Annotated in this window: 22 protein-coding genes; 13 read left to right on the top strand and 9 right to left on the bottom strand. The window is 61.5% G+C overall.

Annotated features, from left to right (window positions below):
- Positions 1 to 53: 53 nt before the first annotated feature.
- Positions 54 to 842 carry a DUF2076 domain-containing protein gene (locus EV286_RS05345; protein ID WP_132955984.1) on the top strand — a complete coding sequence of 263 codons (789 nt, stop codon included), beginning with the start codon at positions 54 to 56 and terminating at the stop codon, positions 840 to 842.
- Positions 843 to 856: 14 nt separating this feature from the next.
- On the opposite strand, the gene queF is transcribed toward EV286_RS05345, so the two are convergent.
- Entirely contained in the window at positions 857 to 1321 is a 465-nt protein-coding gene (gene queF, locus EV286_RS05340; protein WP_132955983.1) for a preQ(1) synthase, read from the bottom strand.
- Positions 1322 to 2236, bottom strand: coding sequence for a CDF family cation efflux transporter EmfA (gene emfA / locus EV286_RS05335; protein ID WP_132955982.1), 915 nt, complete (start codon positions 2234 to 2236; stop codon positions 1322 to 1324).
- A gap of 207 nt (positions 2237 to 2443) precedes the next feature.
- Here emfA and EV286_RS05330 point away from each other — a divergent pair, with 207 nt between their 5' ends.
- Together EV286_RS05330 and EV286_RS05325 are read left to right on the top strand one after the other, a co-directional pair.
- The gene (locus EV286_RS05330) at positions 2444 to 2938 is read left to right on the top strand and encodes a MarR family transcriptional regulator (RefSeq protein ID WP_132955981.1); all 495 of its coding nucleotides are present in this window, start codon (positions 2444 to 2446) and stop codon (positions 2936 to 2938) included.
- Positions 2935 to 3615 (top strand): GNAT family N-acetyltransferase, encoded by a 681-nt coding sequence (locus tag EV286_RS05325; RefSeq protein WP_132955980.1) that lies wholly within the window; start codon positions 2935 to 2937, stop codon positions 3613 to 3615. Before EV286_RS05330 ends, EV286_RS05325 begins: the two co-directional genes overlap by 4 nt.
- Before the next feature lie 42 nt (positions 3616 to 3657).
- Here EV286_RS05325 and EV286_RS05320 read toward each other — a convergent pair whose 3' ends face one another.
- Both EV286_RS05320 and EV286_RS05315 read right to left on the bottom strand, forming a co-directional pair.
- Positions 3658 to 5847 (bottom strand): anthranilate synthase, encoded by a 2190-nt coding sequence (locus tag EV286_RS05320; RefSeq protein ID WP_132955979.1) that lies wholly within the window; start codon positions 5845 to 5847, stop codon positions 3658 to 3660.
- A gap of 271 nt (positions 5848 to 6118) precedes the next feature.
- Complete coding sequence (locus EV286_RS05315) at positions 6119 to 8251, bottom strand: TonB-dependent receptor (protein WP_132955978.1); 2133 nt, start codon at positions 8249 to 8251, stop codon at positions 6119 to 6121.
- A gap of 268 nt (positions 8252 to 8519) precedes the next feature.
- Here EV286_RS05315 and EV286_RS05310 point away from each other — a divergent pair, with 268 nt between their 5' ends.
- A complete protein-coding gene (locus tag EV286_RS05310; RefSeq protein ID WP_132955977.1) occupies positions 8520 to 9401 on the top strand; it encodes an extensin family protein in 882 nt (293 codons plus the stop codon).
- A gap of 120 nt (positions 9402 to 9521) precedes the next feature.
- Here the strand turns inward: EV286_RS05310 and EV286_RS05305 are convergent, their stop codons facing one another.
- The gene (locus EV286_RS05305) at positions 9522 to 11201 is read right to left on the bottom strand and encodes a formate--tetrahydrofolate ligase (RefSeq protein WP_132955976.1); all 1680 of its coding nucleotides are present in this window, start codon (positions 11199 to 11201) and stop codon (positions 9522 to 9524) included.
- Between the two features lie 203 nt (positions 11202 to 11404).
- Here EV286_RS05305 and EV286_RS05300 point away from each other — a divergent pair, with 203 nt between their 5' ends.
- Together EV286_RS05300 and EV286_RS05295 are read left to right on the top strand one after the other, a co-directional pair.
- A complete protein-coding gene (locus EV286_RS05300; RefSeq protein ID WP_132955975.1) occupies positions 11405 to 12952 on the top strand; it encodes a DUF2235 domain-containing protein in 1548 nt (515 codons plus the stop codon).
- A gap of 150 nt (positions 12953 to 13102) precedes the next feature.
- Positions 13103 to 13615: a TIGR00645 family protein gene (locus tag EV286_RS05295; protein WP_132955974.1), complete on the top strand. Its 513-nt coding sequence runs from the start codon at positions 13103 to 13105 to the stop codon at positions 13613 to 13615.
- Between the two features lie 34 nt (positions 13616 to 13649).
- Here EV286_RS05295 and putA read toward each other — a convergent pair whose 3' ends face one another.
- Complete coding sequence (putA, locus tag EV286_RS05290) at positions 13650 to 16769, bottom strand: bifunctional proline dehydrogenase/L-glutamate gamma-semialdehyde dehydrogenase PutA (protein WP_132955973.1); 3120 nt, start codon at positions 16767 to 16769, stop codon at positions 13650 to 13652.
- A gap of 111 nt (positions 16770 to 16880) precedes the next feature.
- Here putA and EV286_RS05285 point away from each other — a divergent pair, with 111 nt between their 5' ends.
- From EV286_RS05285 to EV286_RS05275, 3 genes are all read left to right on the top strand, one after another.
- Entirely contained in the window at positions 16881 to 17342 is a 462-nt protein-coding gene (locus EV286_RS05285) for an Lrp/AsnC ligand binding domain-containing protein (RefSeq protein ID WP_132955972.1), read from the top strand.
- 141 nt (positions 17343 to 17483) lie between these two features.
- Positions 17484 to 18215 carry a LuxR family transcriptional regulator gene (locus tag EV286_RS05280; RefSeq protein WP_132955971.1) on the top strand — a complete coding sequence of 244 codons (732 nt, stop codon included), beginning with the start codon at positions 17484 to 17486 and terminating at the stop codon, positions 18213 to 18215.
- Positions 18216 to 18263: 48 nt separating this feature from the next.
- Positions 18264 to 18719, top strand: coding sequence for a PAS domain-containing protein (locus tag EV286_RS05275; protein WP_132955970.1), 456 nt, complete (start codon positions 18264 to 18266; stop codon positions 18717 to 18719).
- Between the two features lie 46 nt (positions 18720 to 18765).
- Here EV286_RS05275 and EV286_RS05270 read toward each other — a convergent pair whose 3' ends face one another.
- Both EV286_RS05270 and EV286_RS05265 read right to left on the bottom strand, forming a co-directional pair.
- Positions 18766 to 19887, bottom strand: a complete 1122-nt coding sequence (locus EV286_RS05270) for a DUF2333 family protein (protein WP_132955969.1) — start codon at positions 19885 to 19887, stop codon at positions 18766 to 18768.
- A gap of 79 nt (positions 19888 to 19966) precedes the next feature.
- Positions 19967 to 21037, bottom strand: a complete 1071-nt coding sequence (locus tag EV286_RS05265; protein WP_132955968.1) for a hypothetical protein — start codon at positions 21035 to 21037, stop codon at positions 19967 to 19969.
- 316 nt (positions 21038 to 21353) lie between these two features.
- Between EV286_RS05265 and EV286_RS05260 the strand changes: the two genes are divergently transcribed.
- The gene (locus EV286_RS05260) at positions 21354 to 21851 is read left to right on the top strand and encodes a hypothetical protein (RefSeq protein ID WP_132955967.1); all 498 of its coding nucleotides are present in this window, start codon (positions 21354 to 21356) and stop codon (positions 21849 to 21851) included.
- Positions 21852 to 21894: 43 nt separating this feature from the next.
- Here EV286_RS05260 and EV286_RS05255 read toward each other — a convergent pair whose 3' ends face one another.
- Positions 21895 to 22476 (bottom strand): thymidine kinase, encoded by a 582-nt coding sequence (locus tag EV286_RS05255; RefSeq protein WP_132955966.1) that lies wholly within the window; start codon positions 22474 to 22476, stop codon positions 21895 to 21897.
- A gap of 214 nt (positions 22477 to 22690) precedes the next feature.
- Here EV286_RS05255 and EV286_RS05250 point away from each other — a divergent pair, with 214 nt between their 5' ends.
- The 3 genes from EV286_RS05250 to choV all read left to right on the top strand — a co-directional run bounded on the left by EV286_RS05250 (position 22691) and on the right by choV (position 25608).
- Entirely contained in the window at positions 22691 to 23644 is a 954-nt protein-coding gene (locus tag EV286_RS05250) for a choline ABC transporter substrate-binding protein (protein ID WP_132955965.1), read from the top strand.
- A gap of 75 nt (positions 23645 to 23719) precedes the next feature.
- Complete coding sequence (gene choW / locus EV286_RS05245) at positions 23720 to 24565, top strand: choline ABC transporter permease subunit (RefSeq protein ID WP_132955964.1); 846 nt, start codon at positions 23720 to 23722, stop codon at positions 24563 to 24565.
- Positions 24562 to 25608, top strand: coding sequence for a choline ABC transporter ATP-binding protein (choV, locus tag EV286_RS05240; RefSeq protein WP_132955963.1), 1047 nt, complete (start codon positions 24562 to 24564; stop codon positions 25606 to 25608). The genes choW and choV overlap by 4 nt, the downstream gene beginning before the upstream one ends.
- Positions 25609 to 25645 lie beyond the last annotated feature (37 nt).

Here is a 25645-nt window from a genome sequence, read left to right as displayed (position 1 = left end):
CCCTAACTCAAGGCTCATGCGGCACGAGCCGCGCGGCATCAAAGGAGATTGCCATGTCACCGGAAGAACGCCAGATGCTCTCCGATCTTTTCACCCGCGTCAAATCCGCCGCCGCGACCCCACGCGACAGCGACGCCGAGACGCTCATCAATCAATCCATCCGAGACCAGCCCTATGCGCCCTACTTTCTGGCGCAGGCAGTCATCGTCCAGGACCACGGCCTGCAGGCGGCAGCCGAACGCATCAAGCAACTCGAGGCAAGGGTAAACGAACTGGAACAGGCGCCCAGCAACAGTCAATCGCAGAGCAGCGGTGGCTTCCTGGGCGGCCTCGGCTCACTCTTTGGCGCCGGCTCGGCCGCACCGGCAGAGCAGCCCCGCGCTTCTGCGGCGCCCGCCGGCGGTCCCTGGCAGAACGGCGGCCAGCAAGGCCGGCTTGCGGATGACTATGCGAGAAGCATGCCCCCTCAGCCGCAGCAGCCGGTTGGTCCGTGGAACCCTCAGCCCGGCGCGCCCTCGATGGGCGGCAGCTTCCTGCGCGGTGCGCTCGGCACGGCGGCTGGCGTGGCAGGCGGCGTATTGCTTGCCGACTCGCTGAGCAGCCTGTTCAGCCCCCACATGTCCGGCCTCGGCATGGGTGGCCTCGGAGCGGGCGGTTCGCCGTTCGGGCTCGGCGGCACGCCTGAAGCGCCCGTCGAAGAAACGGTGATCAACAACAACTATTTCGGCAACGATGGTGATCGCGACAACAACGATCAGCAGCAGGACGATCAGCAGGACGTCAGCGACGACCAGGACTATGACGATTCCGACGACAACAACGACGGCAGTTTCGACGTCTAGTCGCCGCCCTCGGCTCAGCCGCGCCCGCGATAGGGCGCGACCCCCTGCTCCGGCAGCCAGACGCCTTCGGGAGGCGCGCCTGTCTGCCAGAAGACATCGATCGGAATTCCGCCGCGAGGATACCAGTAGGCGCCGATCCTGAGCCACTTGGGCTGCAAGAGATCGACGATCCTCTTGGCGATGTAGATCGAGCAATCCTCGTGGAAAGCGCCGTGATTGCGGAAGGAATGCAGGAAGAGCTTCAATGACTTGGATTCGACCAGCCATTCGTCCGGTATGTAGTCGATGACGATATGAGCGAAGTCCGGCTGCCCGGTCATCGGGCAGAGTGAGGTGAATTCCGGCGCGGTGAAGCGCACGACATAGTTGGTGCCGCCGTGGCCGGCCGGAACTCGCTCGAGTACCGCCTCTTCGGGCGTTTTCGGCGCTTCGGTATTCGTGCCGAGCATCGTCAAGCCGGAAACATCGGTATTGGGCATTCAAGCCTCCTTGATGACTTTGACGCGGATGCCATGGGCCTTCTCGCCCTCCGGCTCCACGTGAATGGTGATCCTGGCGCCCGCATGGATCTCCCCTATGGCATCTTCAAGGCGATCGCAGATGTCATGCGCCTGGCGCACCGACATGCCGGCCGGCACGACAAGGTGGAAATCGACGAAGGTCACCGCCCCTGCCCGGCGTGTTTTCAGATCGTGAACACCGAGCGAGCCGTTGGCATGGGTCGCAATCGCTTGCTTGATCACCTCTTCCTCATCCGGCGTGACCGCCTGGTCCATCAGCCCCCCGATCGAATGGGAAATGACTTTCCAGCCCTGGAACAGGATATTGATGGCGACCAGGATCGCGAGCACCGGATCGAAGATCGCGTAGCCTGTCGCAATCGCGAGCAGCAGGCCTATAAGCACGCCGACCGACGTGACGACGTCCGACATGATGTGCTGCCCATCGGCCGAGAGCGCCGGAGAGCGGTGCGCCTTGCCTGCGCGGATCAGAAGCAGTGCCCAGACGGCATTGATTACGCCGGCAACGAAATTGATGCCGAGGCCGAGCACCGGCGCGTCAAGCATTCGCGGCGCGTAGAGATGACTGATCGCCTCCTGGACGATCAGGAGTGCGGCGACGACGATCAGGATACCTTCCGTGACCGCCGAAAGATATTCGGCCTTGTGGTGTCCGAAGGGGTGATCGTGATCGGCAGGCCTCTGGGCGTAGCGGATCACGAAGAAGGCGATGAAGGCCGCCGCGACGTTCACCACGGACTCCAGACCGTCGGACAGCAGCGCCACAGATCCGGTTACCCACCAGGCGGCCATCTTCAGTCCCAGGACGCCAAGCGACAGGGGGATGCCCCAAAGCGCGAGCTTGCGGACCGCAAGATTGCTCTCTTCGTTCATGTCGTCTCCCTGCGGATGCGAACGAGTTGCATAAGTTGCGCCATTTAAACGCAAAACCGCCCGCGCGGAGTTCGCGCTGGCGGCATTATTAAGGCTCATATGGGGGAACGCGAACCTTTTGTCAAAGGCAGTTGCTCGCTCTCGATGCGCATTGACTCTGAACCCATAAGCATTTATATAACACGTTATGTAAATTGGAGATTTCCGGTGGTTGAAGATGTCGTTCGAACGCTGGGCTTCCTCTGCCTCGGCAGCCGCTTCCGCCGCATTGGCGAGCGCCTGCAGGCCGATACCCAGCAGATCATCGCGGAACTCGGCGTATCGATACAGCCGGCCCAATATCCCTTCCTTGCAGCCCTCGACAGGGCCGGACCGCTGACCATCGGGGAACTGGCGCAAGCCGTCGGCATCACCCAACCGGGCGCGACCCGCACCGTCGCCCAGCTCCTCGAGCTGGGTTTCATCGACATGCAGCCCTCGGCCGAGGACCAACGCCGCAGGCTGGTCTCGCTGACGACGCAGGGACAGGAACTCGTCGACTTTTCGAAACGGGCGGTATGGCCCCATATCTCGGCCGCGGTGGCCGATCTTTGCGGCGATCTCGATGGGCCGCTTCTCGAACAACTCGCAACAATGGAAGAAAGACTCGCCGAAGCACCCTTGGTCCGGCGCAGCGGCCTTACAAAGGAAGAAGTATCATGAGTCACATCCTTGACCGGCCGATCTGGAACGCACTGCGGACCGCTCACGCAAACCTTGCCCAAGGTGGAGAACGCGCCCGTCGATACCCGCCTTCGATCGTGCCGTTCGCAGCCACTGTCGACAACACGCCAGAGAGCCTTGAAGCCCTGGAAAGCCTGCCGGGCGCAGAAGAGGCCATGGCGCTCATCGAGGCGGGCCCTATCGTCGTGCCACAAGGGCTGGAGATCATCCTGGAAGGGATGCTGGTGCAGATGATTGCCGAACGGCCCTATGAGAGGATCTCGGATAGTCGAATCGAGCCGCTGACTGAAGCCGACGCAGAAGACATGCTGGCGCTGGCGACCTTGACCAAGCCCGGTCCGTTCACGCTGCGCGCACAAAGCCTTGGCACCTTCTGGGGCATCAAGAGCGACGGCCGCCTGATTGCGATGGCCGGCCAGCGGCTGCGCGCGCCCGGATTTGGGGAACTGAGCGGGCTCTGCACCCATCCCGATTTCCAGGGCCGCGGTCTCGCCACCCTCCTCTTTCGCTTCGTCGCCGGAGAGATTTCGGCCCGCGGCGAAACCGTCTTTCTGCACGCCTTCTCGACCAACACACCGGCCATCTCGCTCTACAAGTCGATAGGTTTCCGCCTGAGGGCCGAGATGAACCTGCGCGTCGTCAAACGCGCGGCCTGACGGAACCGGCCGGCCCCATTGGACCGGCCGAATGCATGACAATCACGCCGCCTTCGTCTTCGCCCTTCTCGCAAGATGCGCCACGACGTTCTCGATCATCCGCATCCCGGCGTCACCGCCGAGCGTCATGATCGATTCGGGGTGAAACTGGACGGCAGCGATCGGCTCCTTGACGTGCTCGATACCCATGATCGTGCCGTCCTCGCTTTCGGCGGTGATCATGAAGTCGCGCGGCAGCGTGGCCGGATCAGCGAAGATCGAGTGATAGCGGCCGACCGTCACCTCCTTGCCGAGACCGGAGAACACGATGCCAGGTTCCAGCACGCGGATGCGCGAGGGCTTGCCATGCATCGGCAGCGCCAGATGACGCAGTTCGCCGCCATAGGCTTCGGCGAGCGCCTGCAATCCGAGGCAGACTCCGAAGATCGGCAGCTCGCGTGCCCGTGCCCTTTTGATCGTCGCCTTGCAGTCGAAATCCTTCGGATTGCCGGGACCCGGCGACAACACGACCAGATCGGGTTTCAGCCGGTCGAAGATCTCCTCCGGTACCGGCGTGCGCACGGTCGAGACAGTCGCACCGGTCTGGCGGAAATAGTTGGCAAGCGTGTGGACGAAGCTGTCCTCATGGTCGACGAGCAGGATGTTGACGCCCTTGCCCACGCAAGCGACATCCCGGCTCGCCTTGCCGGAATTTCCTGTCCTTGCGTCACGGATGGCGGAGAGCATGGCGGAGGCCTTCAGTTCGGTTTCGGCTTCTTCTTCCTCTGGGATGGAATCGTTGAGTAGCGTCGCGCCGGCGCGCACTTCGGCAATGCCGTCCTTGATGCGCACCGTGCGCAGCGTCAGCCCGGTATTCATGTCGCCGTTGAAGCTGACCATGCCGATTGCGCCACCATACCACGCCCGCGGGCTCTTCTCATGGCTTTCGATAAAGCGCATCGCCCAAAGCTTCGGTGCGCCCGTGACTGTGACCGCCCAGGCATGGGACAGGAAGCCGTCGAAGGCGTCCATGTCGTCGCGCAACCTTCCCTCGATATGGTCGACGGTGTGGATGAGGCGCGAATACATCTCGATCTGCCGGCGGCCGATCACCTTGACGGAGCCCGGCTCGCACACGCGGCTCTTGTCGTTGCGATCGACGTCCGAGCACATCGTAAGCTCGGATTCGTCCTTCTTCGAGTTGAGCAGCTTCAGGATCTGTTCGCTGTCGGCAATTGGGTCGTCGCCGCGCTTGATCGTTCCCGAAATCGGGCAGGTCTCGATGCGGCGCCCGGACACGCGCACGAACATCTCCGGCGAGGCGCCGACGAGATATTCCTGGTTTCCGAGATTGATGAAGAAGGAATAGGGCGAAGGATTGATCGCCTTCAGGCGCTTGGAGATGGCAGACGGCCTGCTTTCGCAACGCTCCATGAACTTCTGCCCCGGCACGACCTCGAAGAGGTCGCCCTTGCGGAAACTCTCCTTTGCCTTGACGACGAGCTGGGCATATTCGCCGGGGCGATGATCGCTCTTCGGCGGAATGGAATCGGTCTGCTTGAAGGGCTCCGGAGCGATCTCCTCGGCCTTGCCCTCGGTCGACTTGCCGTCCCTGGCGAAGTCGTAGCGATCGACCCAGGCCTTGGCTGCGTAGTTGTCCACGACGAGGATCTCGTCCGGCAGGTAGAGAACCATGTCGCGCTGGTCGGACGGGCGCTCCAGCTTCAGGTCGATCGCGTCGAACTGGAAGGCGAGATCGTAGCCGAAGGCGCCGTAGAGGCCGAGGTTCGAATCCGCCTGCGAGTAGAAGAGATCGGTCACGGCGCGCAGGACGGTGAAGACCGTCGGTATCTTCGAGCGCTCTTCCTCGGTGAAAACGCGATTCGGCATGTTGACCGCAAGCTCGAGCCTCTTGTTCGTCAAGGCGCCGAGCGTGAGATCGGCCACATCCTTCAGCCTCTCCGCGATGAAATCCAGGAGAACTTCGCCGCGTCCGTTGTACGCCTCGATCCAGACGTTTCGGCCAAAGCAGGAAATGCCGAGCGGCGGATCGACGATGGCCGTATCCCAGCGGGTGTAGCGGCCTGGATACTCATAGTTGGAGGAGAAGACTGCGCCGCGCCGTTCGTCGAGCTTGTCGACGTAGGACGATACGGCGTCGCCATAAGGAATTGCACGACGCTGCCGGGTGACGGTGATGCCGCCCTTCGTCTCGTAAATTTCCGCACCATCATCCCGAAGGATCGTTACCATTGTTCCTCACTCCGTTATCGGGCCCGGACGACAGGCGGCTCTTCCAAACAAAAAAGCCGCCTCGAAGTTTCGGGCGGCTCACTCGTCGTCTTAAGACACGATTGGTCGAGGCCGCCTCAGCGAGCCCACCACCAAACTGCAATGTTCTTAGACGTGTTCATGGGCGAAATTGTTAGCGTGAGACCGCCGCCAGCGCAAGCGCTAATCAGCCGCAGGCGGAATGGAAAAGGCGGCCCTCGCAGGCCGCCCCCTCCGCCGCATTTCCTGTCGCTTAGAACTTCGCTCGCGCCGTGACCATGAAGGTGCGGCCGCGCCCCGTGTCGATCGTGTTGCCGGCAATCGTGCTCGAAGCCGGCGTATAGGTCTTGTCGAACACGTTCGTCACGCTTGCCGTCAACTCGAAGCCCTTCTCGAACTTGTAGTTGGCGAAGAGATCGACGAGGCCGTAGCCCGGCTGGTAGGGCTCCTGTCCCGCGGCGGCGTTCACCTCGCCGATAAAGGCGTTGCTGACCGCGTAGAGACGGGAACCAACCGTCAGGCGCTGATCCTCGAGGAAGCGGCCGCCGATCGTCGCGCTGAAGATGTTGTCCGGCAGGTAGCTCTGCACGCCGAAACCGTTGACCTGCGATGGAAGGTCCGTGCTGGTATAGGTGTATGCGAGCTGCCCGAAGACGAAGCCGGCATCGTAGGCGGCTTCGATTTCGATACCGTCGACGTGTGACGTCCCTGGATTGTTGATGAAGAAGATCTGCCGGCCGCCGCCTGCCATCGCCGCGGTAATGTAGTTGTCGATCCGGTCGTTGAAGTAGTTGGCCTTGAGGCGGAAATTGTCGCCCGCATCAAAGAGGCCGTCGACCTTGATGTTTGCACCGATTTCCCAGCCCTTGGAGGTTTCCGGCTCGAGGAAGGGGTTCGGGAAGAAGGACTGACCGCTCGAACCGGGGTGGCTGCCGCCGGCAAAGATTTCGTTGACGGTCGGCGGACGCGAGGCCTCGGCATAGGTGATGTAAGGCTGCAGCCACTCCGTCGGGTTGAGGGCAACCGTCACGCTCGGATTGAGCCGCCCTTCTGAATTGTCGACCGTATAGGGACCGGTCGGCAAGCCGAGGGGATCGTTTGCGACCACGGAGCCCGAGCCGTCGATGTTGAAGTGGTCGTAGCGCAGGCCGAGCGTCAGGTCGGCGATGCCGTAGCTCAGCGTCGTGGATTCGAAGATGCCGAGACTGCCGTTCTTGCCGCTGCCGTTGACGCCGCCTTGCGGCTGCGTCCTGCTGTTGATGACGTCGTAGTTGTCGTGGAAATATTCGACGCCGTAGGTCGACGTTACGGCAACCTCGCCGAGGTCGAATTGGGATGTGTTGTAGACGTCGAAGCCGATGCCCGTGTCGGTGATACGGCGTCCCGCAGCAGAACCGCCGCCGGTGATGTTGGCGTCATACTGCATCTTCAGGCGGTTGTAGTAGAAGTTCGTGTGGAAATCGATCAGCGGGTCATCCGGCGTGTAGGCGTAGCCGGCCGTAAAGGTCTGGTTCTTGATGTTCTGGAAATACGAGTTCGCGAAGAAGTCGTTGTCATAGGTGATGCCGCCGAACTTGATCGTGTTATCGGCATCCGGCGTGATCTCGGCCTTCAGTATCCCGGAGATCAGGTCCTCCTCCGTGAAGGGGACCACGACTCCGTTGCCATTCTCGTAGTTGCCCGGATCGGCCTTGCTGATACCACCGAGAACGGAGAAGACATCATTGAAGCGGTAGGCGCCGATGGCCGATTCCGACCAGCCCGTCTCGTTGCTGCCATAGGTGACGGAGCCGATGCCGCCGTAGTTCTTGCCGGGATCGATCAGGTCGTCGACATTGTAGGTTTCGAAGTTGACCGAGCCGGCGAGCGCGCCGCCACCAATGCCGGTGACCGCGCCGCGGGTCACGTCGATGCCGCGCAGGAAGGCGGGATCGATATAGGTGAAGCCCTGCGCCTCATGGCCGGTAAAGCGGAAGTTCTGCCTGACGCCGTCGATCATCATGTTGACGCGGCCGGAGCCCTCGAAGCCGCGGATGTTGACCGCAACGCCCGGGTTCTGCGGGTTATTGGCGGTGGAGGTGCCCGGCACGTTGCGCAGGATGTCGTCCGTGCTCAGGCCGGTCTGGAGATCAATCTCGTCCGGCGTCACGAAGCTCGAGGGACCCGGCTTGTTATAGGGGTCGCTCGCCGCATAGCGGCTCCCCTTCACAATGATGGGCGACAGGAAGGTATCGCCCGTTTGTGCCTGTGTCTGTGCCTTATCCGCCTCGGCCGGAGGCGGCGTCTGACTTGTGGCCGGCGCAGTCTGCGCGCGGGCGGAAATAGGCAAAAGAATAGCAAGCGCCGTGCAGGCCAAAAGAACCGAGCGCGAATGCCGGACAATCATGAAACCAACCCTCTTGAATGAATGAACCGGGCTGGCTGGTCGCGGCGCAATACGCTCGAGGGGCTGGCTAGGCTGTGCTTCGGGCGGAGCAATTTCCGCCTTCTTTCTGCCGCATAAAAAACATGACTTTTTTTGTCAATATACGGCCGTGGATAAATTATGATTTAAACAATCAAGTTTATTCTGGCCCAGACCTCGTTGCTAAATTGCAACGAAATTGCCCGCCGAGCGTTTGTCCTCCCACATGTGGCTGCAAACGGACCAGAGCATGCGGAAACTATGGGCGACCGGAATTACCATCACCTGCACGTTGATTCTCTTGGGAGCCACCCTGCCCCAGCGTGGGCCGTTGCCGTCGGAAAAACCGCCGGAGAAGCAGACCGCAGTCCCCTCGCCTGACGCCGTGCCCGTCCCCACGCAGGCGCCGCAATCCTCTCCGGTCGAGGCCCCGCTACCGGCCGAGAAGCCGAAGACCGAGGAGCGTGGTGTCTATGGCCCGGTCGCGCCGCCGGGCGCCCTTCCTCCTTCGCCCTCCACTCCCGAGGAACCGAAGTCTCTCGCTGAACAACATCTGACCATCGAGCCCGAAAGCGATGCCGAGCACGCCGCCTGCCTGAAGGATTTGCAGGCGATGGGGACAACCTTCCGTGAAATCAAGCGCATCGACGACGGCAATGGCTGCGGCATCGACAAGCCGATCGCGGTGAGCGAGGTGCTGCCGGGCATCAAGCTGCTGCCCGAGGGGCAGATGCGATGCGAGGCTGCGCTTTCTCTTGCCCACTGGCTGCGGGAAAGCGTAATTCCAGCGGCATCCGTGGCGCTCAAGGACAAGGGCGATATCGTCGCCGTCAACCAGGCATCATCCTATATCTGCCGCCTGCGCAACGGCGCCGAGGCAGGCAAGATCTCGGAGCATGCGCGCGGCAACGCGATCGACATAGCCAGCTTCACCCTGAAGAAGGGCAAGCAGGTCGCCGTTGAACCCCGCAGGGAGGACTCCACCCTGACGGGCGCCTTCCAACGCGCGGTCAGCGCTTCGGCATGCCTCTATTTCACCACCGTCCTCGATCCGGAAAGCGATGCCGCTCACGAGAACCACTTCCATCTCGACGTGATCGACCGGAAGGGTGGGTATCGGTATTGCCACTAGCCTTTTCAATAAGTTGCGGCCAAGACTTGAATCTAGCCGTAAGATACTGTCAATCGACCCGGATTTCGAGAAACGACAGCAACGCGATCTGATCGAGCGGTTCGCCAAGCCATCCCTGGCTCAGAACAACCCCTCCACATAGCCCTGGTCATTGAGGTAGATCCGCTCCGCCGAAGGCGATTTTGGAAGGCCGGGCATGGTCATGATTTCGCCGGTGATCGCTACGACGAAGCCGGCGCCCGCAGACAGGCGGACCTCGCGGACGGGAACGATGTGCCCCTCCGGCGCACCCCTCAGGTTAGGATCGGTCGAGAAGGAATACTGCGTCTTCGCCATGCAGACCGGCAGGTCGCCATAGCCCTGCTCCTCCCAGGCCCGCAACTGGTCGCGAACCGCCTTGTCGGCAGTCACCTCCCCTGCATGATAGATCTTCGATGCAACGATCTCGATCTTCTCGAAGAGCGGCAGGTGATCGGGATAGAGCGGCTGAAACCGGGCCTGGCCCGACTCCGCGAGTTCCACCACCTTGTAGGCGAGCTCCTCGATGCCGGCGGAACCCTCGGCCCAGTGCCGGCAGACGATTGCATCGGCGCCAAGGCGGGAGACGTACTCCTGCACGGCGCGGATCTCGGCGGGGGTATCCGAAATGAAGTGATTGATCGCAACCACGACGGGCACCCCGAACTTGCGGACATTCGCGACATGCCGCCCGAGATTGGAACAGCCCTTCACGAGCGCTGCGACATTCTCGCTCCCGAGATCGTCCTTCTTCACGCCGCCATTCATCTTCAGGGCGCGCACGGTCGCCACGATGACCGCGGCGTCCGGCGAAAGCCCGGCCTTTCGGCACTTGATGTCGAAGAACTTCTCCGCGCCGAGATCGGCACCGAAACCGGCTTCGGTCACGACGTAATCCCCGAGCTTCAGCGCCGTCTCGGTCGCTACCACCGAATTGCAGCCGTGGGCGATATTGGCAAAGGGGCCGCCATGGACGAAGGCGGGATTGTTTTCGATCGTCTGCACGAGGTTGGGCTGCATGGCGTCCTTGAGCAATACGGCCATCGCGCCGTCCGCCTTCAGGTCGCGGGCGTAAACCGGGCTGCGATCGCGCCGATAGCCCACGATGATGTCACCGAGGCGGTTTTCGAGGTCCTTGAGGTCCTTCGCCAGGCAGAGGATCGCCATCACTTCCGAGGCGACCGTGATGTCGAAACCGCCTTCGCGCGGATAGCCGTTCGCCGCGCCCCCGAGCGAGGAAACGATATTGCGTAGCGCCCTGTCGTTCATGTCCATGACACGCCGCCAGGTGACGCGCCGCAGATCGATATTCAGCTCGTTGCCCCAGTAGATGTGGTTGTCGATCAGCGCCGCGAGCAGGTTGTGGGCCGAGGTGACGGCATGGAAATCACCGGTGAAGTGCAGGTTTATGTCCTCCATCGGGATGACCTGCGCATATCCACCGCCCGCGGCACCGCCTTTCACGCCGAAGCATGGGCCGAGCGAGGCTTCCCGGATACAGACGATCGCCTTCTTCCCGATGCGGTTCAAACCGTCGCCCAGCCCGACGGTGGTCGTGGTCTTGCCCTCGCCGGCGGGCGTCGGGTTGATCGCCGTAACGAGGATCAGCCTGCCCTTCTTCCTGCCCGCGAGCCCGGAAATGAACTCCGCGCTGACCTTCGCCTTGTCATGGCCGTAGGGCATCAGCTGGTGCGCCGGAATGCCCAGCTTCTCGCCGATCTCCCAGATCGACATCTTCTTGGCCGCTCGCGCAATCTCGATATCCGACTTTACAGCTGACACGGGCATTTCCTCTCGGCAAATGTCTTTTTCGATTCAGGGACATTGACCTCATTACCGGTCCGAATTCAAGGCGTCCGTTAGAACAGGCACGCATGCTGCTCTCGTTTGCGCCCCACACACAACTCAACCAGAAGAGGTGTAATTATTGACGCCAACGCGATAGTGTGTTGTCGTCATCACCGGTGACACTGGGGGATTACGCCATGAATCTCATCGTCTGCAGCGACGGCACCTGGAACACGCCGGACGAAATGGAAGCCGGCCTGCCGAGCCCCACGAATGTCGTAAAGCTCTACAACGCGCTCGGCGCCGCCGACAAGGACGGCGAGCAGCAGAAAAGCTACTACCACCCTGGCGTCGGAACCGACGGAACATGGTGGGACAAGGCGCTCGGCGGAGGCACGGGCAAGGGCCTCGACCAGAACATCATGAGCGCCTATTTCTGGCTGGCGAGGAACTACAGCCCCGGCGACAGGATCTGGCTCTTTGGTTTCAGCCGCGGCGCCTACACGGTGCGCAGCCTCGGCGGCATGATCTCCAAATGCGGCCTGCTGAAGCTCGGGGCAGCCGGCTCGACGGACACGAAGGACTGGAATGCGGTCGACACGGTCTTTCAGGCATATCGCGCGTCCGGACCGAGCAAGATCGTCGCGACAAGGGCCATGCCCTTCCACAATACGGACGTCGGAAATCTGCCCAGCAAGCAGACACCGCTCCATTTCATCGGAGTGTGGGACACGGTGGGCTCCCTCGGCATTCCAGACGATCTCGTATTTCTCAACCTGCTCGACAATCCGAACGATCATCGTTTCCACGATACCAAGCTCAGCGACATCGTGGTCCATGCGCGCCATGCCGTGGCCTTGGACGAAATCCGCCAGAGCTTCATTCCGACGTTATGGGAGGGCAACGCCACCAGCGACCTGAAGCAGCTCTGGTTCCCGGGCGCCCATGGCGATGTCGGTGGCGGCTACGGGCATTGCGGACTCTCCGACGGCGCCCTCTACTGGATGATCGAGGAGGCGACCGCCGCCGGACTCTTCTTCCGGCAGAATGTCCTGCAGCAGCTTAAGCCTGATGCCCGCGGCCTGCTGCACAACTCCGTCAACGGCGTCTTCAAGGCCCTGAAGACGCGCCCGCGCGCCGCGCCGGTGATCGACGCCCAGATGAAATCGCCCGGTGTGCACGCCTCGGCGATGGATCGGCACGTGAACTCACCGCTCGACCAGGGCCGCTTCTGGCCGCTGAAGACCCTACCGGTTACGGTCGATGTCTATGCGCGCGACAAGTGGAATTACACCGGCATCTTCCTGAAAAAAGGCAAGAATTACAAATTGACGGCGAAAGGCCAGTGGATGGACGGCTCGATCGCCTGCGGCCCTGCCGGCACGCGCGACGGCAACTTCCAGGCGTCGGAAATCGCCCACATCGCCTCTTCCGTCCTTGGAAGTGTCGAGACCATCGTAAAGAAAGTGACGCGGAACCAACAGGTCGATTTCTGGTGGACGCGTCGCGAGGAAGACATCGACTGGCTGGCGCTTGTCGGGCTGGTTGCCAACGACGTCCCACCTCCGAAGAAGAAAGCGAGCGACAAGTCGGTCGAACGCCTGCCCCACGAGGTCTTCGTGATCGGAGACGGTTGCACGTTCACGCCAAAGGGCGACGGTTACCTCTATTGCTTCGCAAACGACGCCTGGCACGCCTACGACAACAACAGGGGTAGCATCCGCTTGACGATCGAGGAGGCCTGAAGCGGAGAACGCGTTAACAGGGCAATGGCTCGACCGAGCCGTGCCACGCGTCTAATCTGCAGCGGATGACCATCATGCCTTGCCGCAAGGACGGAGCCCAGCCTATTTTGGCTTTCGAATCGCACGAAAGATGATGGGAGAGCCCGCGCAATGAAATCACTGGAACTGCTTGTCGAGCGCATCATTCTCTCAAGCCGGTGGCTTCTTGTCGTCTTCTATCTCGGGCTTGTGGCCGCGCTTGCGGTCTACGCAGTCTCCTTCGCCTTCAAGTTCCTGAAGGTTGCGAAGGGTGTCTTCGAACTCGACGAGGCCGAGATGATCCTCGCGATGCTCGGATTGATCGACGCGGCGCTGGTCGCGAGCCTCATCGTGATGGTGATGATATCCGGCTACGAGAACTTCGTCAGCCGCTTCGACGAGGCCGAGGGTGAGGTGTCCTTCCTGGGCAAGCTCGATTCCGGCAGCCTGAAGATCAAGGTCGCCTCGTCGATCGTCGCGATCTCGTCGATCCATCTGCTGCAGGTCTTCCTCAACGTCGACCAGTATACGGACGGCAAGATGATGTGGCTGACGCTGATGCACCTGACCTTCGTCGTCTCGGCCGTCATGCTCGGCTTCCTCGAAGGCATCATGGCCAAGCTGAAGCCCGCCGCGAAGAAGTGAGCGGGCCGCCCGAGGCGGCCCTTGCTCCTACCCCTTAGCCCTCGCCCATTGCGATCAGGCTGGCATTGCCGCCGGCGGCCGCCGTGTTGACCGAAATGACCTGCTCCTGCGCGAAACGCTGCAGATAGGCCGGGCCGCCGGCCTTGAAACCGGTGCCTGAGAGACCCGAGCCGCCGAAGGGCTGGGTGCCGACGACGGCGCCGATCATGTTGCGGTTCACGTAGACATTGCCTGTATCCAGCGCATCGACAACCTTGCGGATCGTCGCCTCGATGCGGCTGTGCACGCCGAGCGTCAGGCCATATCCGGATGCAGCGATCTCGGCGATGACCTTGTCGAGCTCCCTGGCCTTCCATTTCACGATATGCAGCACGGGACCGAAGACTTCCTTGGTCAGCGCACCGGACTTGTCGAGCTCGACGATGTGCGGGGCAAAGAACGTGCCCGCCGACGGCGCCTTCCCGGCATAGCGGACCTTCTGCGTCTTCGACATGTCGGCGATATGCGCCTCAAGCATCGCCTTCTGCTTCTCATCGATGATCGGGCCGACATCAGTCGTCTGGAGCGCCGGATCACCGAGCGCAAGCTCGCGTGCAGCACCCTCGATCATCTGCGTCATGTTCTCGGCAACGTCCTCTTGCAGGAAGAGAAGCCGGAGCGCCGAGCAGCGCTGCCCAGCCGAGCGGAAGGCAGACGTTACCACGTCATCCGCCACCTGTTCGGGAAGCGCCGTCGCATCGACGATCATCGCGTTCAGGCCGCCGGTTTCGGCTATCAGCGGCACGATGGGACCATCCTTGGCTGCAAGCGCGCGGTTGATCGACCATGCCGTCTTCGTCGAGCCTGTGAAGGCAACGCCCGCCAACGCCGGGTGCGCGGTAATGGCAGCACCCACCTCCGGGCCACCGGGGACGAACAGCAGCGCATCCTCTGGTACGCCGGCGCGATGGAAAAGCCTTACGGCCTCGTAGGCGATCAATGGCGTCTGCGGCGCAGGCTTTGCAATCACCGCATTTCCGGCGACGAGTGCTGCAGAAATCTGTCCGAGGAAGATCGCAAGCGGGAAATTCCACGGCGAGATGCAGGCAAAAACGCCCCGTCCGCGCCAGAGGTAGCGGTTGTCTTCACCGGTCGGGCCCGGCATCTTCGCCAAATCGCCGAAGAGCCTGCGTGCCTCGGCCGCATAGTAGCGGCAGAAGTCCACCGCCTCGCGAATTTCTGCAATGCCGTCGTCCAGCGTCTTGCCCGCCTCGGCGGCAAGCAGCGTGAGCAGCCGGTCGCGGTCTTCCTCCATCAGGTCGGCCATGCGCTCCAGCGCCGCCGCACGTTCTTCGACGGACTTGCGCGACCAGCTCCGGAAGCCCTTGGCGCCGACGCCGAAGGCCTTGTCGACATCGGCAGCCGTGGCATTCAGCACCGTGCCGACTTTCCGGCGGTGATCGACGGGCGAGAGGACGGCGGTTTCCTTGCCATTCGGCGAAGCGCCGGGGATCAGCGGCGTGGCAGCAATTGATGGGATGCCATTGGCGACGCCGGACATCAGCTTTTCGAGGCTCTGGCGGTGGCCGAACTCGAGGCCGGCACTGTTCTTCCGCTTGCCGTAAAGATCGGCCGGCATCGGGATCTTGCGGTTGCGCGCGCTGGTGCCATGGTCGAGCCCGAGTTTCTCGGCCGGACGCTCCAGGAGCGTCTTTATCGCCACGTTCTTGTCGCCGGCGAGCGCGACGAACGAGGAGTTCGCCCCGTTCTCGAGCAGTCGGCGCACGAGATAGGCCAGCAGATCGCGGTAGCCGCCGACCGGTGCATAGATCCGGCAGGCTATGCGGTCGTTGCCGGAGAGCAGGTGATCATAAAGCGTCTCCCCCATTCCATGCAGGCGCTGGAACTCGAAGCCCGAGCGATCGTTGCCCGCAAGCTCGATGATCGTCGAGACCGTCAGTGCGTTGTGGGTCGCAAACTGCGGAAAAATGCGCGCCCGCTTCGTCAGCAGCTGGCTGGCGCAGGCAAGATAGGACAGGTCGGTCGCCTGCTTGCGCGTCCAGACCGGATAGTCCTCAAGCCCGCGTTCCTGCGCACGCTTGACCTCGGTATCCCAATAGGCGCCCTTGACGAGCCGAACCATCATCCGCCGGCCATGCGCCTCGCAAAGCCTGTCGATATAGTCGATGACCGCCGTTGCCCGCTTCTGATAGGCCTGGATAGCAAGACCGAAGCCATCCCATCCCGCAAGCGAAGGATCGGCGAAGACTGCCGCGATCACGTCCAGCGAAAGTTCCAGCCTGTCGGCCTCTTCCGCGTCCACGGTGAAGTTCAGTTGGTGCTCCTTCGCCATCTGCGCAAGCTTCAGCAGATCGGGCACCAGCTCGGCGAGCACGCGATCGCGATGAGTCGCGAGATAACGAGGATGCAGTGCCGAAAGCTTGACGGAAATACCCATCCGATCCGGCAATTGCTTGCCCTTGGCATTCTTCTGGCTCCAGGCGCCGATCGCCTCGATCGCCGCCGCATAGGACTGGAAATAGCGCTTGGCATCTTCCGCCGTGCGGGCGCCCTCACCCAGCATGTCGAAGGAGTGGCGGTAGCCCTTCTCCTCGCTCTTTGCGGCGCGGCTGAGTGCGTCCTTGATTGTTTCGCCCAGGACAAAATGATGGCCGAGGAAGCGCATGGCCTGCTTGGTCGCGTTGCGGACAGTGGGCAGGCCAAGCCTCTTGAGAAGGCCTCGAACTACGCCTTCCGGCGTGTCACCCGGACGGAGGATGCGCGCCGAGAGACCGAGCGCCCAGGCGGAAGCCGAAACGAACCAGCTCTCGCCGCGCCCTTCGTGCTCGCTCCAGCCGCCTTCCTTCAGCTTGTCCTCGATCAGCTTGTCCTGCGTCAGCGCATCGGGAACGCGAAGCAACGCCTCCGCTAGCACCATCAGCGCAAGGCCCTCGCGCGTTGACAGGCCATATTCGCGCAGGAAGTCCTCGACGCCGCCGATCGAGCCGGAATTGCCGCGGATCGCCTCGATCATGCGCGTGGCGCGCTTATCGATCGCCGCGTCGTGCGACGCAGTGAAGCTCAGCCGGCCGGCGAGGCCGTGCAGCAACCGGTCGTCGTCGCCGGCGAAGGGCGCGTTGAATTGGGGAATATTCGATAGAATCTTGGTGTCCATTGACCCTCTCCGTGATATCCGCAACATAGCTGTTCCTTTGTGGCGTTTTTCACCGAAATGCGATATGCGTCCAGCATATTCGGCTATAGAAATGGGAAAGCGCGGCGATTTATGAAAGATCTGGACAGGCTCGACCGCAAGATTCTCCGGGCCTTGCAGAAGGAAGGCCGCCTCTCGAATATCGAACTGGCCGAACGCGTCAGCCTGTCACCGACAGCGACCGCCGAGCGCGTCAAGAGATTGACCCGCGACGGCTATATTACCGGATACATGGCCATCCTCTCCCCGCAGATGCTCGGGCGCACCTTGCTCGTATTCGTGCAGGTGAAGCTGGATCGTACGACCCCTGACGTATTCGATTCCTTTGCCGCGGCGGTCAAGCGAAGCGATGATGTGATGGAGTGCCACATGGTCGCCGGCGGCTTCGACTATCTCGTCAAGGCTCGCGTCGCAGGCATGGAGGCTTATCGCCAGTTTCTCTCCGAAGTCATACTCCCCTTGCCGGGTGTAAGGGAGACTCATACTTACGCAGTCATGGAAGAGGTAAAGGGAACGGCGATGCTCCCCGTTTAGGATGTGCCCAAAATGCGAACAGCGATGATTAAATGTTCAGAAAATGAATTAATCAGTGCTCATCATCTCGAATTAAGCTAGCATCCCCGCTAGTTTCAGTATTTGCTAACGATAGCAAAAAAGGCCCGTTTAGTTCGTTCCATGTCGTATATGACCGCCTCTGAAAGACAGTCAGCGCTCACCTCCGAGTTGGTGTCCGCCCGCACGAGTAGCTTGTTCGCACAGGCGCTGGATCATGTCGCAGCGGCTTTCGGCTATGGGCATTTCACCCTGGCCAATGCGCCGGCGCCCGAGGATGTGCTGCTGGCGCCTCTGGTCATAGAGACTACCCTGCCCACGCCCTTTCTGCGCGAATTCGACAAGGCGCATCTCTTGCGCGATTGCCCGATCCTGCCGCGCACACGCGAATCCGCGCTACCACAGCACTGGCATCTCAGCGACAAGAGCCTGCCGGCCGGTCTTCCCATCCTCGGGGAACTGCGCGCGCTCCTGCTGCGTCAACGCCTTCCCATGGGAAGCGTGTTCCCGTTGAACGCGATGGACGGCCAGAGGCTGGTCTTCTGGTTCAACGGCAACCGCAATCCGCTCAGCCAGTCGGAGATCAACGAGCTGGCGATGATCATGGTGCAGGCTCTTGATACGCACAACAGCCTGAAGCGGAACGACGCGGGTAACCTCAACATGCTTTCCGCCCGCGAACTCGAGGTCGTCCGCTGGACGGCCCAGGGCAAGACCTCGGTCGAGATCGGCCAGATCCTTTCCCTCTCGGATCACACGGTCAACGCGTATATGACCAATGCCATCAAGAAACTCGATTGCGTGAATCGCACGCAGTTGGTAGCTAAAGCCATCAGGCTGAAGCTGATCAACTGACGACTCGGGGGTCAACGGCAGCGTAACATCCTCATCCCAGGAGGATTTGTGCCTCTTCGCTTTGAATTGTCTTCAACTGCCAAGAAGCCCCAGGATCGATCGCACATACGCATTTCCGATGCTGAGATCGTGGAGTTGTCTTCCGCTTACCGCCTTTACGGCTGTTGGCGATGGGAGATCGACACCGGCCATTTCTTCGCGAGCGAGGATGTCTATGAGATCTTCGGCATGACCTTCTCGAAGGGACCGATGAACCTCGTCGAGGTCATGTCCCGCATCCACGAGGACGACAAGTCGATCATGGCCGAGACCTACGAGCAGGCAAGCCTTCACAAGCTCGGCTTTCACTTCATCTACCGCGTCGGGACTGCCGATGAAGGCTTCAGGTATGTCCGCAGCGTCGGCAAATTTCGCAACGACGATAACTCGGGCGGCGAGATCATTGGCATCACCTATGAACTCCTCGAGCGCATGCGCACCGTCGGCTTCGGTGAAGAAGCCTAGAGCCGGTTTAGACCGATGGTAAGCGCCACCTGTCGTCCGGCTCGCCTCATCGGTCGAGCACGGAGCGAACCTCGACGAGGTTGGAGCGAACGCGAAGTATGTAGAAGCCCATCGTCGCGAGATGGCTAGGCATAATCCAGCCGTCCTCGCGTCCGTTCGAGATGATCGCCGGCTGGATGCGCAGCGCCGCCTGGAACTGCTTCAACGTCCCCGCGAAGATCGCGCTCAGGTTACGCTCGGCGACGACCTGCGAGAAATCCGCCTGTGTTGCCGCCAGGATTGCGTAGTAGCCGTAGAGCTGGCCGTAGGCGAACCAGAAGCGATCATCGGCGCGCGTGTCGAACCAGCCGCGATTGTGGTTCTCCGAACGCTCGGCAAGGATATCGGATGTGCCGCCGAGATCGTTGGCGATCCGGTCAATGAACTGGACAAGATTGTCGGCGCGACCATCGAACGTCGCGTTGCAGGCGGCAAGATCCGTATTGAACTTGCGCAGGCTGCCGATCGCCGAACGGTAATAGGCAGGTGTCGGCGTCTTGGGCCCGAACGGGTTGAGCCCGAAATACCAGCTGTATTCGTCGAACTGCAGGTTGCCGCGCGCGCTCTGCAGGTCGCTGTTGATGCCGGATGTGCCACGCACGCGCCCGAGCGTGTCGACGAGCTCCGCCGTGGTACGTCGCACCGCCTGGTTGACGCCGCGCTGGAACGACGCCTTGTTGTCGAGGAAGGGCGTGTGGTCCCAGTCGAGACCGAACAATCCGGCCTTGTAGAGCAGCATGGACGAGATCCATGCGTTCTGGTTGACGTTGAAATCGGTGAGATCGGCCGCGACCTCGACGATCGCCGAAGGCTGGCACTTCCGGGCCGTCCCGTCACCCGTCGCCGGCAGTTCCTGTCCGGCCGGTACTGTGCGTTCGGAAAGCTTGTAGCCGTCGACGAAATTCGGGTTGAAGCCCGTCCAGATTTGCGTCTGCCAGAAGAAATAGCCGTAGAGCCCGATCATCAGCACGAGAAAGAGCAGGATCGGTATCTTGATTATCCAGCTACGCTGCACGTACCAGCCGCGAGTAGCAAGAAAGGGCCAGCCAAGCCAGGCAAAGATCATGCCCGCCAACCAGCGGACCGCTCCAAACAGTCGCCTGAAGAACGCAGTGACCCATTCAAGCATCGTCTACTCCCATGTCGTCGCGGCGATTGCCGAAGTGCCCTGACCCAGCAGATATGCGTTCGCGCGGTCAGGCACAACATCAAGGCAGCATTTTTCGCGGCGCGCCGGCCCCCACAAGCGCTGCATTCTTGTCGGCCGTCGCCGCGGTAGCGTCCACATCCGCGTTCTCGCGGTTGAGCCAACGAGTGAAGGCCTCGTCCGCCGCCTGCCGCCGCCGGGCGTCGTCATGCGCCGCCAGCATGTGCCGCGCACGCCGTTCGAGGAGACCGGAGATATGGCGGAAGGACGACGCTTCGATGTCGACCATCGCCTTGTCGTTCACGGCTTCGATCTGCGCCATGCAGAGGGCGATCCACCGCTCGGCATCGATTGTCAGCTTGTTGATGAGGACGTTGCGCGCGGCAATCTGGCTGTTGAGCGCATCGACGAAGGTCTCGAACATGTCGATATGCCGCTCCCTGAGCTTGAATTCGCCGAGAAGCCGGTTCTCCTTCTCCGTCACCTGCGAATATTCTGAAACGACCTCCTCATGCTCGCCTGCCAGTTCCTCGCGGGACCGCGGATCCTTCTCCGTGTCGAGCCGCTTCATCAGGTCTCGGCGCTTGGGGACAAGCTGCTTCAGCCGGAACTGCGCGCCGTCAATTGCCTCGAGCATCGCCTTGTGTTGCTCAATGATCGCGACAAGGCTTGCCTCGCAAGCGCGGTGGTCCGCGGTCAGGGCCGTACGCTGCCCCTTCAATATTCCGAGCAGCCTGTCAGCGTGGAAAAGCAGCTCCTGGAACTCTTTTGCCAGCGGTGCGCGCTGCATCCTCTCCTCTTGCATGCGCTGCATCCGCGCCGCCGAGAAGAAACCGGCAAATCTCTCGCGAAGCGTGTACTGCTTCAGGCGTCCGATGCGGTCGGAAAAGGTGCGTGCGCCGCTCTCCAGGCCCGTCACCAGCGCCGCAAGTCTTTCCTCAAGCGACCGCTGCCGTTCCACGAGTTCCCGCAACCGCCGGTCCTCGACCTCCGCAGGGCCGCCCGCCACGTCCGGTGTCTCGCCGCCGCAACGCTCGAGAAAGCCCCGGATCTGCTCGCTTCCTGCGTTCACTTCCGCGGCGAGCGTGAACACGCCTTCGAGATCGCCCTCCAGCCGCTGAAGTTCACTCATTCGCCGCCCCTTGAAATCCATTCCGTACCCGCTCCGGCAGCAACCTATCTGCTTCGTGCGACAAAACAATCCCGGTCGGCCATCTGTAGCGGCAAGTCGATCTCTAAGCGATCCGAGAGACTTTTGCGGCGCTCCATCGGGCGCCGCCAACGATGCGAGATCGGTGCACACGTAATCCGCGACATCGTACTAAGTGATTAGCCAATATTATACAAAATGGGGTAGAACGGATTGCATAGCGATTGAAACAACCTTAACGATAATCACGTGGCTTCCCAGTGGGAGTTTTGGGAAAGCGCAGGAGGATATCGCTGGGATGCAGCGTTTTGTTCCAGAGATCGGAACCCATATTCGCCTCACGGCGGACTGGAGCTTTTGCTTTCAGGATGAATATCGCAACCGCGATGTCTGGAAGGCGTTGAAGCTCGACCAAAATCCGACCGTTCTCGCCCAGAAGAAGACGATGGAGATGAATGTCGCCGAGCGCGACAGGCTCGCCCAGATTGTACCGTTGAAGGACCCGGACATGGTGGCGCAGTTGCGCGAACTCACCGAGGCGACGAACTGGCACAGGAGGGTTCTCACCGCCCCCGTGACCCTGCCGAAGGAAACGCTCCTCAGCGTCGATCGTACCGACCTGGGCGGGCACGCAAGCGACCTTTCCTCAATTACCTTCCGGATCGACGAGACCTCGTATCGCGAACTCATGCCGGCGGTGCGTGGCGGCCTTTTCAGGCGCAGGGGCTATCGCTTCTGGGTCGGCCTCGGCGATCTCAACACGATGCAGTTCAAGGTCGAGCCCCGGGCTCGATAAACGGGCGCCGCCCTCCCCGCGCGGTGTGCGACAAGGGCACAGTTCAGCCGCCGTTCATCGTCTCCTCCCAGTGCCGGCGGCAGAGCGAAACGTATTTTTCGTTGCCACCGATCTCGAACTGAGCGCCTTCGTGCGCGACGGCGCCGCTGCTGTCGAGGCGTACGACCATCGTAGCCTTCCGCCCGCAATGGCAGATCGTCCTGACCTCGCGCAGCTCGTCTGCGATCGCAAGGAGCTCCTGCGAAGCGGGAAAGAGCTTTCCCTGGAAATCGGTGCGCAGGCCATAGGCCATGACGGGAATGCCAAGCCTGTCAACGACATGGGCCAGCTGCCACACATGCTCGCGTGTCATGAAATGCGCCTCGTCGACGAAGACGCAGGCGATCGACTGCTCCTTGTTCAGGTCCTCGACGATGGCAAAGAGATCGTCTGTGCCTTCAAACGGAGTGGCCTCCGCCGAGAGGCCGATGCGCGAGGAAATCCTGCCGCGCCCCGCCCGGTCGTCGAAGGCGGCGATCAGCGCGACCGTGTGCATGCCGCGCTCCTGATAGTTGTAGGACGCCTGCAGGAGCAGGGTCGTTTTACCCGCGTTCATCGTCGAGTAGTTGAAATAGAGCTTGGCCATGACGTTCTCCTTGACTGCTTCATGAAATCCGCGAGCGGCAAAGGAAAGTCCCGACTTGCGAAAGTCACAGGAAATCCTCGTCGTCCTGCACGCGACAGCAGAGAAAGTGAAGGCGTCGCAATCGGACCTTCCAAACCGGCGCAAACGCACCGGAAGCGCTTGAAAATATCGGATATTGGTGATTGGCTTGGAACGTCAGACTGGGAGTCAAAAAATGACAACAAGAAGTATACTGAAATTCACCGCCGCGGCAGCCCTTTCGGTGCTGTCGATGAGTGCATCCGCCTTCGCCGCAGATCCGGATAGCTGTGCCACCGTCCACTTCTCCGATGTCGGCTGGACGGACATTACCGCAACCACCGCCATCTCCTCAGTCATCCTGAAGAACCTCGGCTACGAGGCTGATGTCAAGGTTCTTTCCGTGCCTGTCACCTACACGTCGCTGAAGAACAAGGACATCGACGTTTTCCTCGGCAACTGGATGCCGACGATGGAAAACGACATCAAGCCCTACCGCGACGACAAGTCAGTTGAAACCGTTCGCGAAAACCTGGAAGGCGCAAAGTACACGCTCACCACCAACACCAAGGGCGCGGAACTCGGCATCAGGGACTTCAAGGACATCGCCGCCCACAAGGACGATCTCGACGGAAAGATCTATGGCATCGAGCCCGGCAATGACGGCAATCGCCTGATCATCGACATGGTGGACAAGGACACCTTCGGCCTCAAGGGCTTCGAGGTTGTCGAATCCTCCGAGCAGGGAATGCTTGCGCAGGTTGCGCGCGCCGAGAAGGAGGGCAAACCGATCGTCTTCCTCGGCTGGGAGCCGCATCCGATGAACGCGAACTTCAAGCTCACCTACCTCACCGGCGGTGACGACATCTTCGGCAAGGATCTCGGCGGCGCCACGATCTACACGAACGTCCGTGCCGGCTACACGCAGGAATGCCCGAATGTCGGCGCCTTCCTCAAGAACCTGAAGTTCACCCTCCCGATGGAAAACGAGCTGATGGGCAAGATCCTCAACGACGGCGAAGAGCCCGAGGCTGCGGCGACCGAATGGCTGAAGGCTAATCCGTCCGTCCTCGATGCATGGCTCGCCGGCGTGACGACGCGCGACGGCGGCGACGCTGTTGCAGCCATCAAGTCCGGCCTCGGCCTCTGATGACCGGATGGGGCAGCCTGTGCTGCCCTTTTCGTTCTACTCATATTTTGGGCATTTTCATCATAGGCTGGCGACGTGAACTGGATAACCGAAGCTAAGATTCCCATCGGTCCGTGGGCCAAGGCCTTCGTCGACTGGCTGACCACGAACGGCGAATGGTTCTTCAATGAGCTCGCTGCCCTGCTCACGCATGTCATCGACGCATTGCTGTTTGTATTGCAAACACCGCACCCGCTCATCGTGCTCGTGGTCATCACCGCGATCGCCTACTGGCTTCGGCGCTCCGTCGGCATCGCCGCCTTCACCTTCTTCGGCCTCCTGTTGATCATGAACCAGGGCTACTGGAAGGAGACCACGGAGACGCTTGCGCTGGTGCTGGCATCGACCTTCGTCAGCATGATCATAGGCATTCCGCTCGGCATCGCCGCCGCCCGGCGCGCCTGGATCTATTCGATCATGCGGCCGATTCTGGACCTCATGCAGACCATTCCGACTTTCGTCTATCTGATTCCGGCGCTTATACTTTTCGGCCTCGGCATGGTGCCCGGCCTGATCGCGACGGTGATCTTTGCGATCCCCGCTCCGATCCGCCTGACGCGTCTCGGCATCATCTCGACGCCACCCTCGCTCGTCGAGGCGGCCGAGTCCTTCGGCGCGACACCACTTCAGGTGCTGCGCAAGGTCGAGCTTCCCTATGCCATGCCGCAGATCATGGCAGGCCTGACGCAAACGATCATGCTCTCGCTGTCGATGGTCGTCATCGCCGCCCTCGTTGGGGCGAATGGGCTTGGCGTGCCGGTCGTGCGTGCGCTGAACACGGTCAACGTGGCCCGCGGCTTCGAAGCGGGGCTCTGTATTGTCATTCTCGCGATCATTCTCGATCGCATGTTCCGGACGTCGGATGCAGGAGACGGGGCATGAGCGCGGCGGTCAAGTTCAACAACGTCAATATCATTTTCGGTGACCGTCCCGAGAACGCCCTTGCCCTTGTCGATCAGGGCAAGTCGCGCGACGAGATCGGCGCCGAAACCGGCCTCGTCCTCGGCGTGGCAAACGCCTCGCTCGAGATCGAGGAAGGCGAGATCCTGGTGCTCATGGGCCTTTCCGGCTCCGGCAAGTCGACCCTTCTGCGGGCCGTCAACGGCCTTGCGCCCGTCGTACGCGGCGAGGTCTCCGTCGTCACCAAGAGCGGCATCGTCAATCCCTACAAATCGACGGCCAAGGCATTGCGCGACCTGCGCATGCACACGGTCTCCATGGTCTTCCAGCAGTTCGCGCTGCTGCCGTGGCGGACGGTGGCCGACAATGTCGGCTTCGGCCTCGAGCTTGCCGGCGTCGCTGACGCCGAGCGGCGCAAGCGCGTGGAAGAGCAGCTCGAGCTCGTCAACCTTACGAAATGGGCGGGACGCAAGGTCAACGAACTGTCCGGCGGCATGCAGCAGCGCGTGGGCCTCGCCCGCGCTTTTGCGACCGGCGCTCCGATCCTGCTGATGGACGAGCCCTTCTCCGCGCTCGATCCCCTCATCCGCACGCGCCTGCAGGACGAACTCCTGGAGTTCCAGCGCCGGCTGAAGAAGACCATTCTGTTCGTCAGCCATGATCTGGACGAGGCCTTCCGCATCGGCAACCGCATCGCCATCATGGAGGGCGGGCGGATCATCCAGTGCGGCACCCCGCAGGATATCGTCAAGAATCCTGCCGACCAGTATGTGGCGGACTTCGTGCAGCACATGAATCCGATCACCATGCTGACGGCACAGGATGTGATGCAGCCGGGGCTTGGCCACGCGGCGGCCGGAAGCAGCGTCAGCGGCACGGCACGCGCCTCCACTCCGCTCGTGGACATTCTGGATGCGCTCTCGCGCCAGCCGGGCAGCATCGGCGTGGTTGACAACGGTGCCGTTATCGGGACGATTTCGGCGCAGGATATAGTGGCCGGGCTGACGCAACACCGGCGGAAATGACGATGGGCCTGCCCACGGGCAGGCTTGCAAGGGGATG

The organism is Rhizobium sp. BK251, from assembly GCF_004345245.1.
Lineage (GTDB): Bacteria > Pseudomonadota > Alphaproteobacteria > Rhizobiales > Rhizobiaceae > Rhizobium.
The sequence above is the reverse complement of the archived record's forward strand: the minus strand, read 5'-3'. Positions and strand labels throughout refer to the sequence as shown.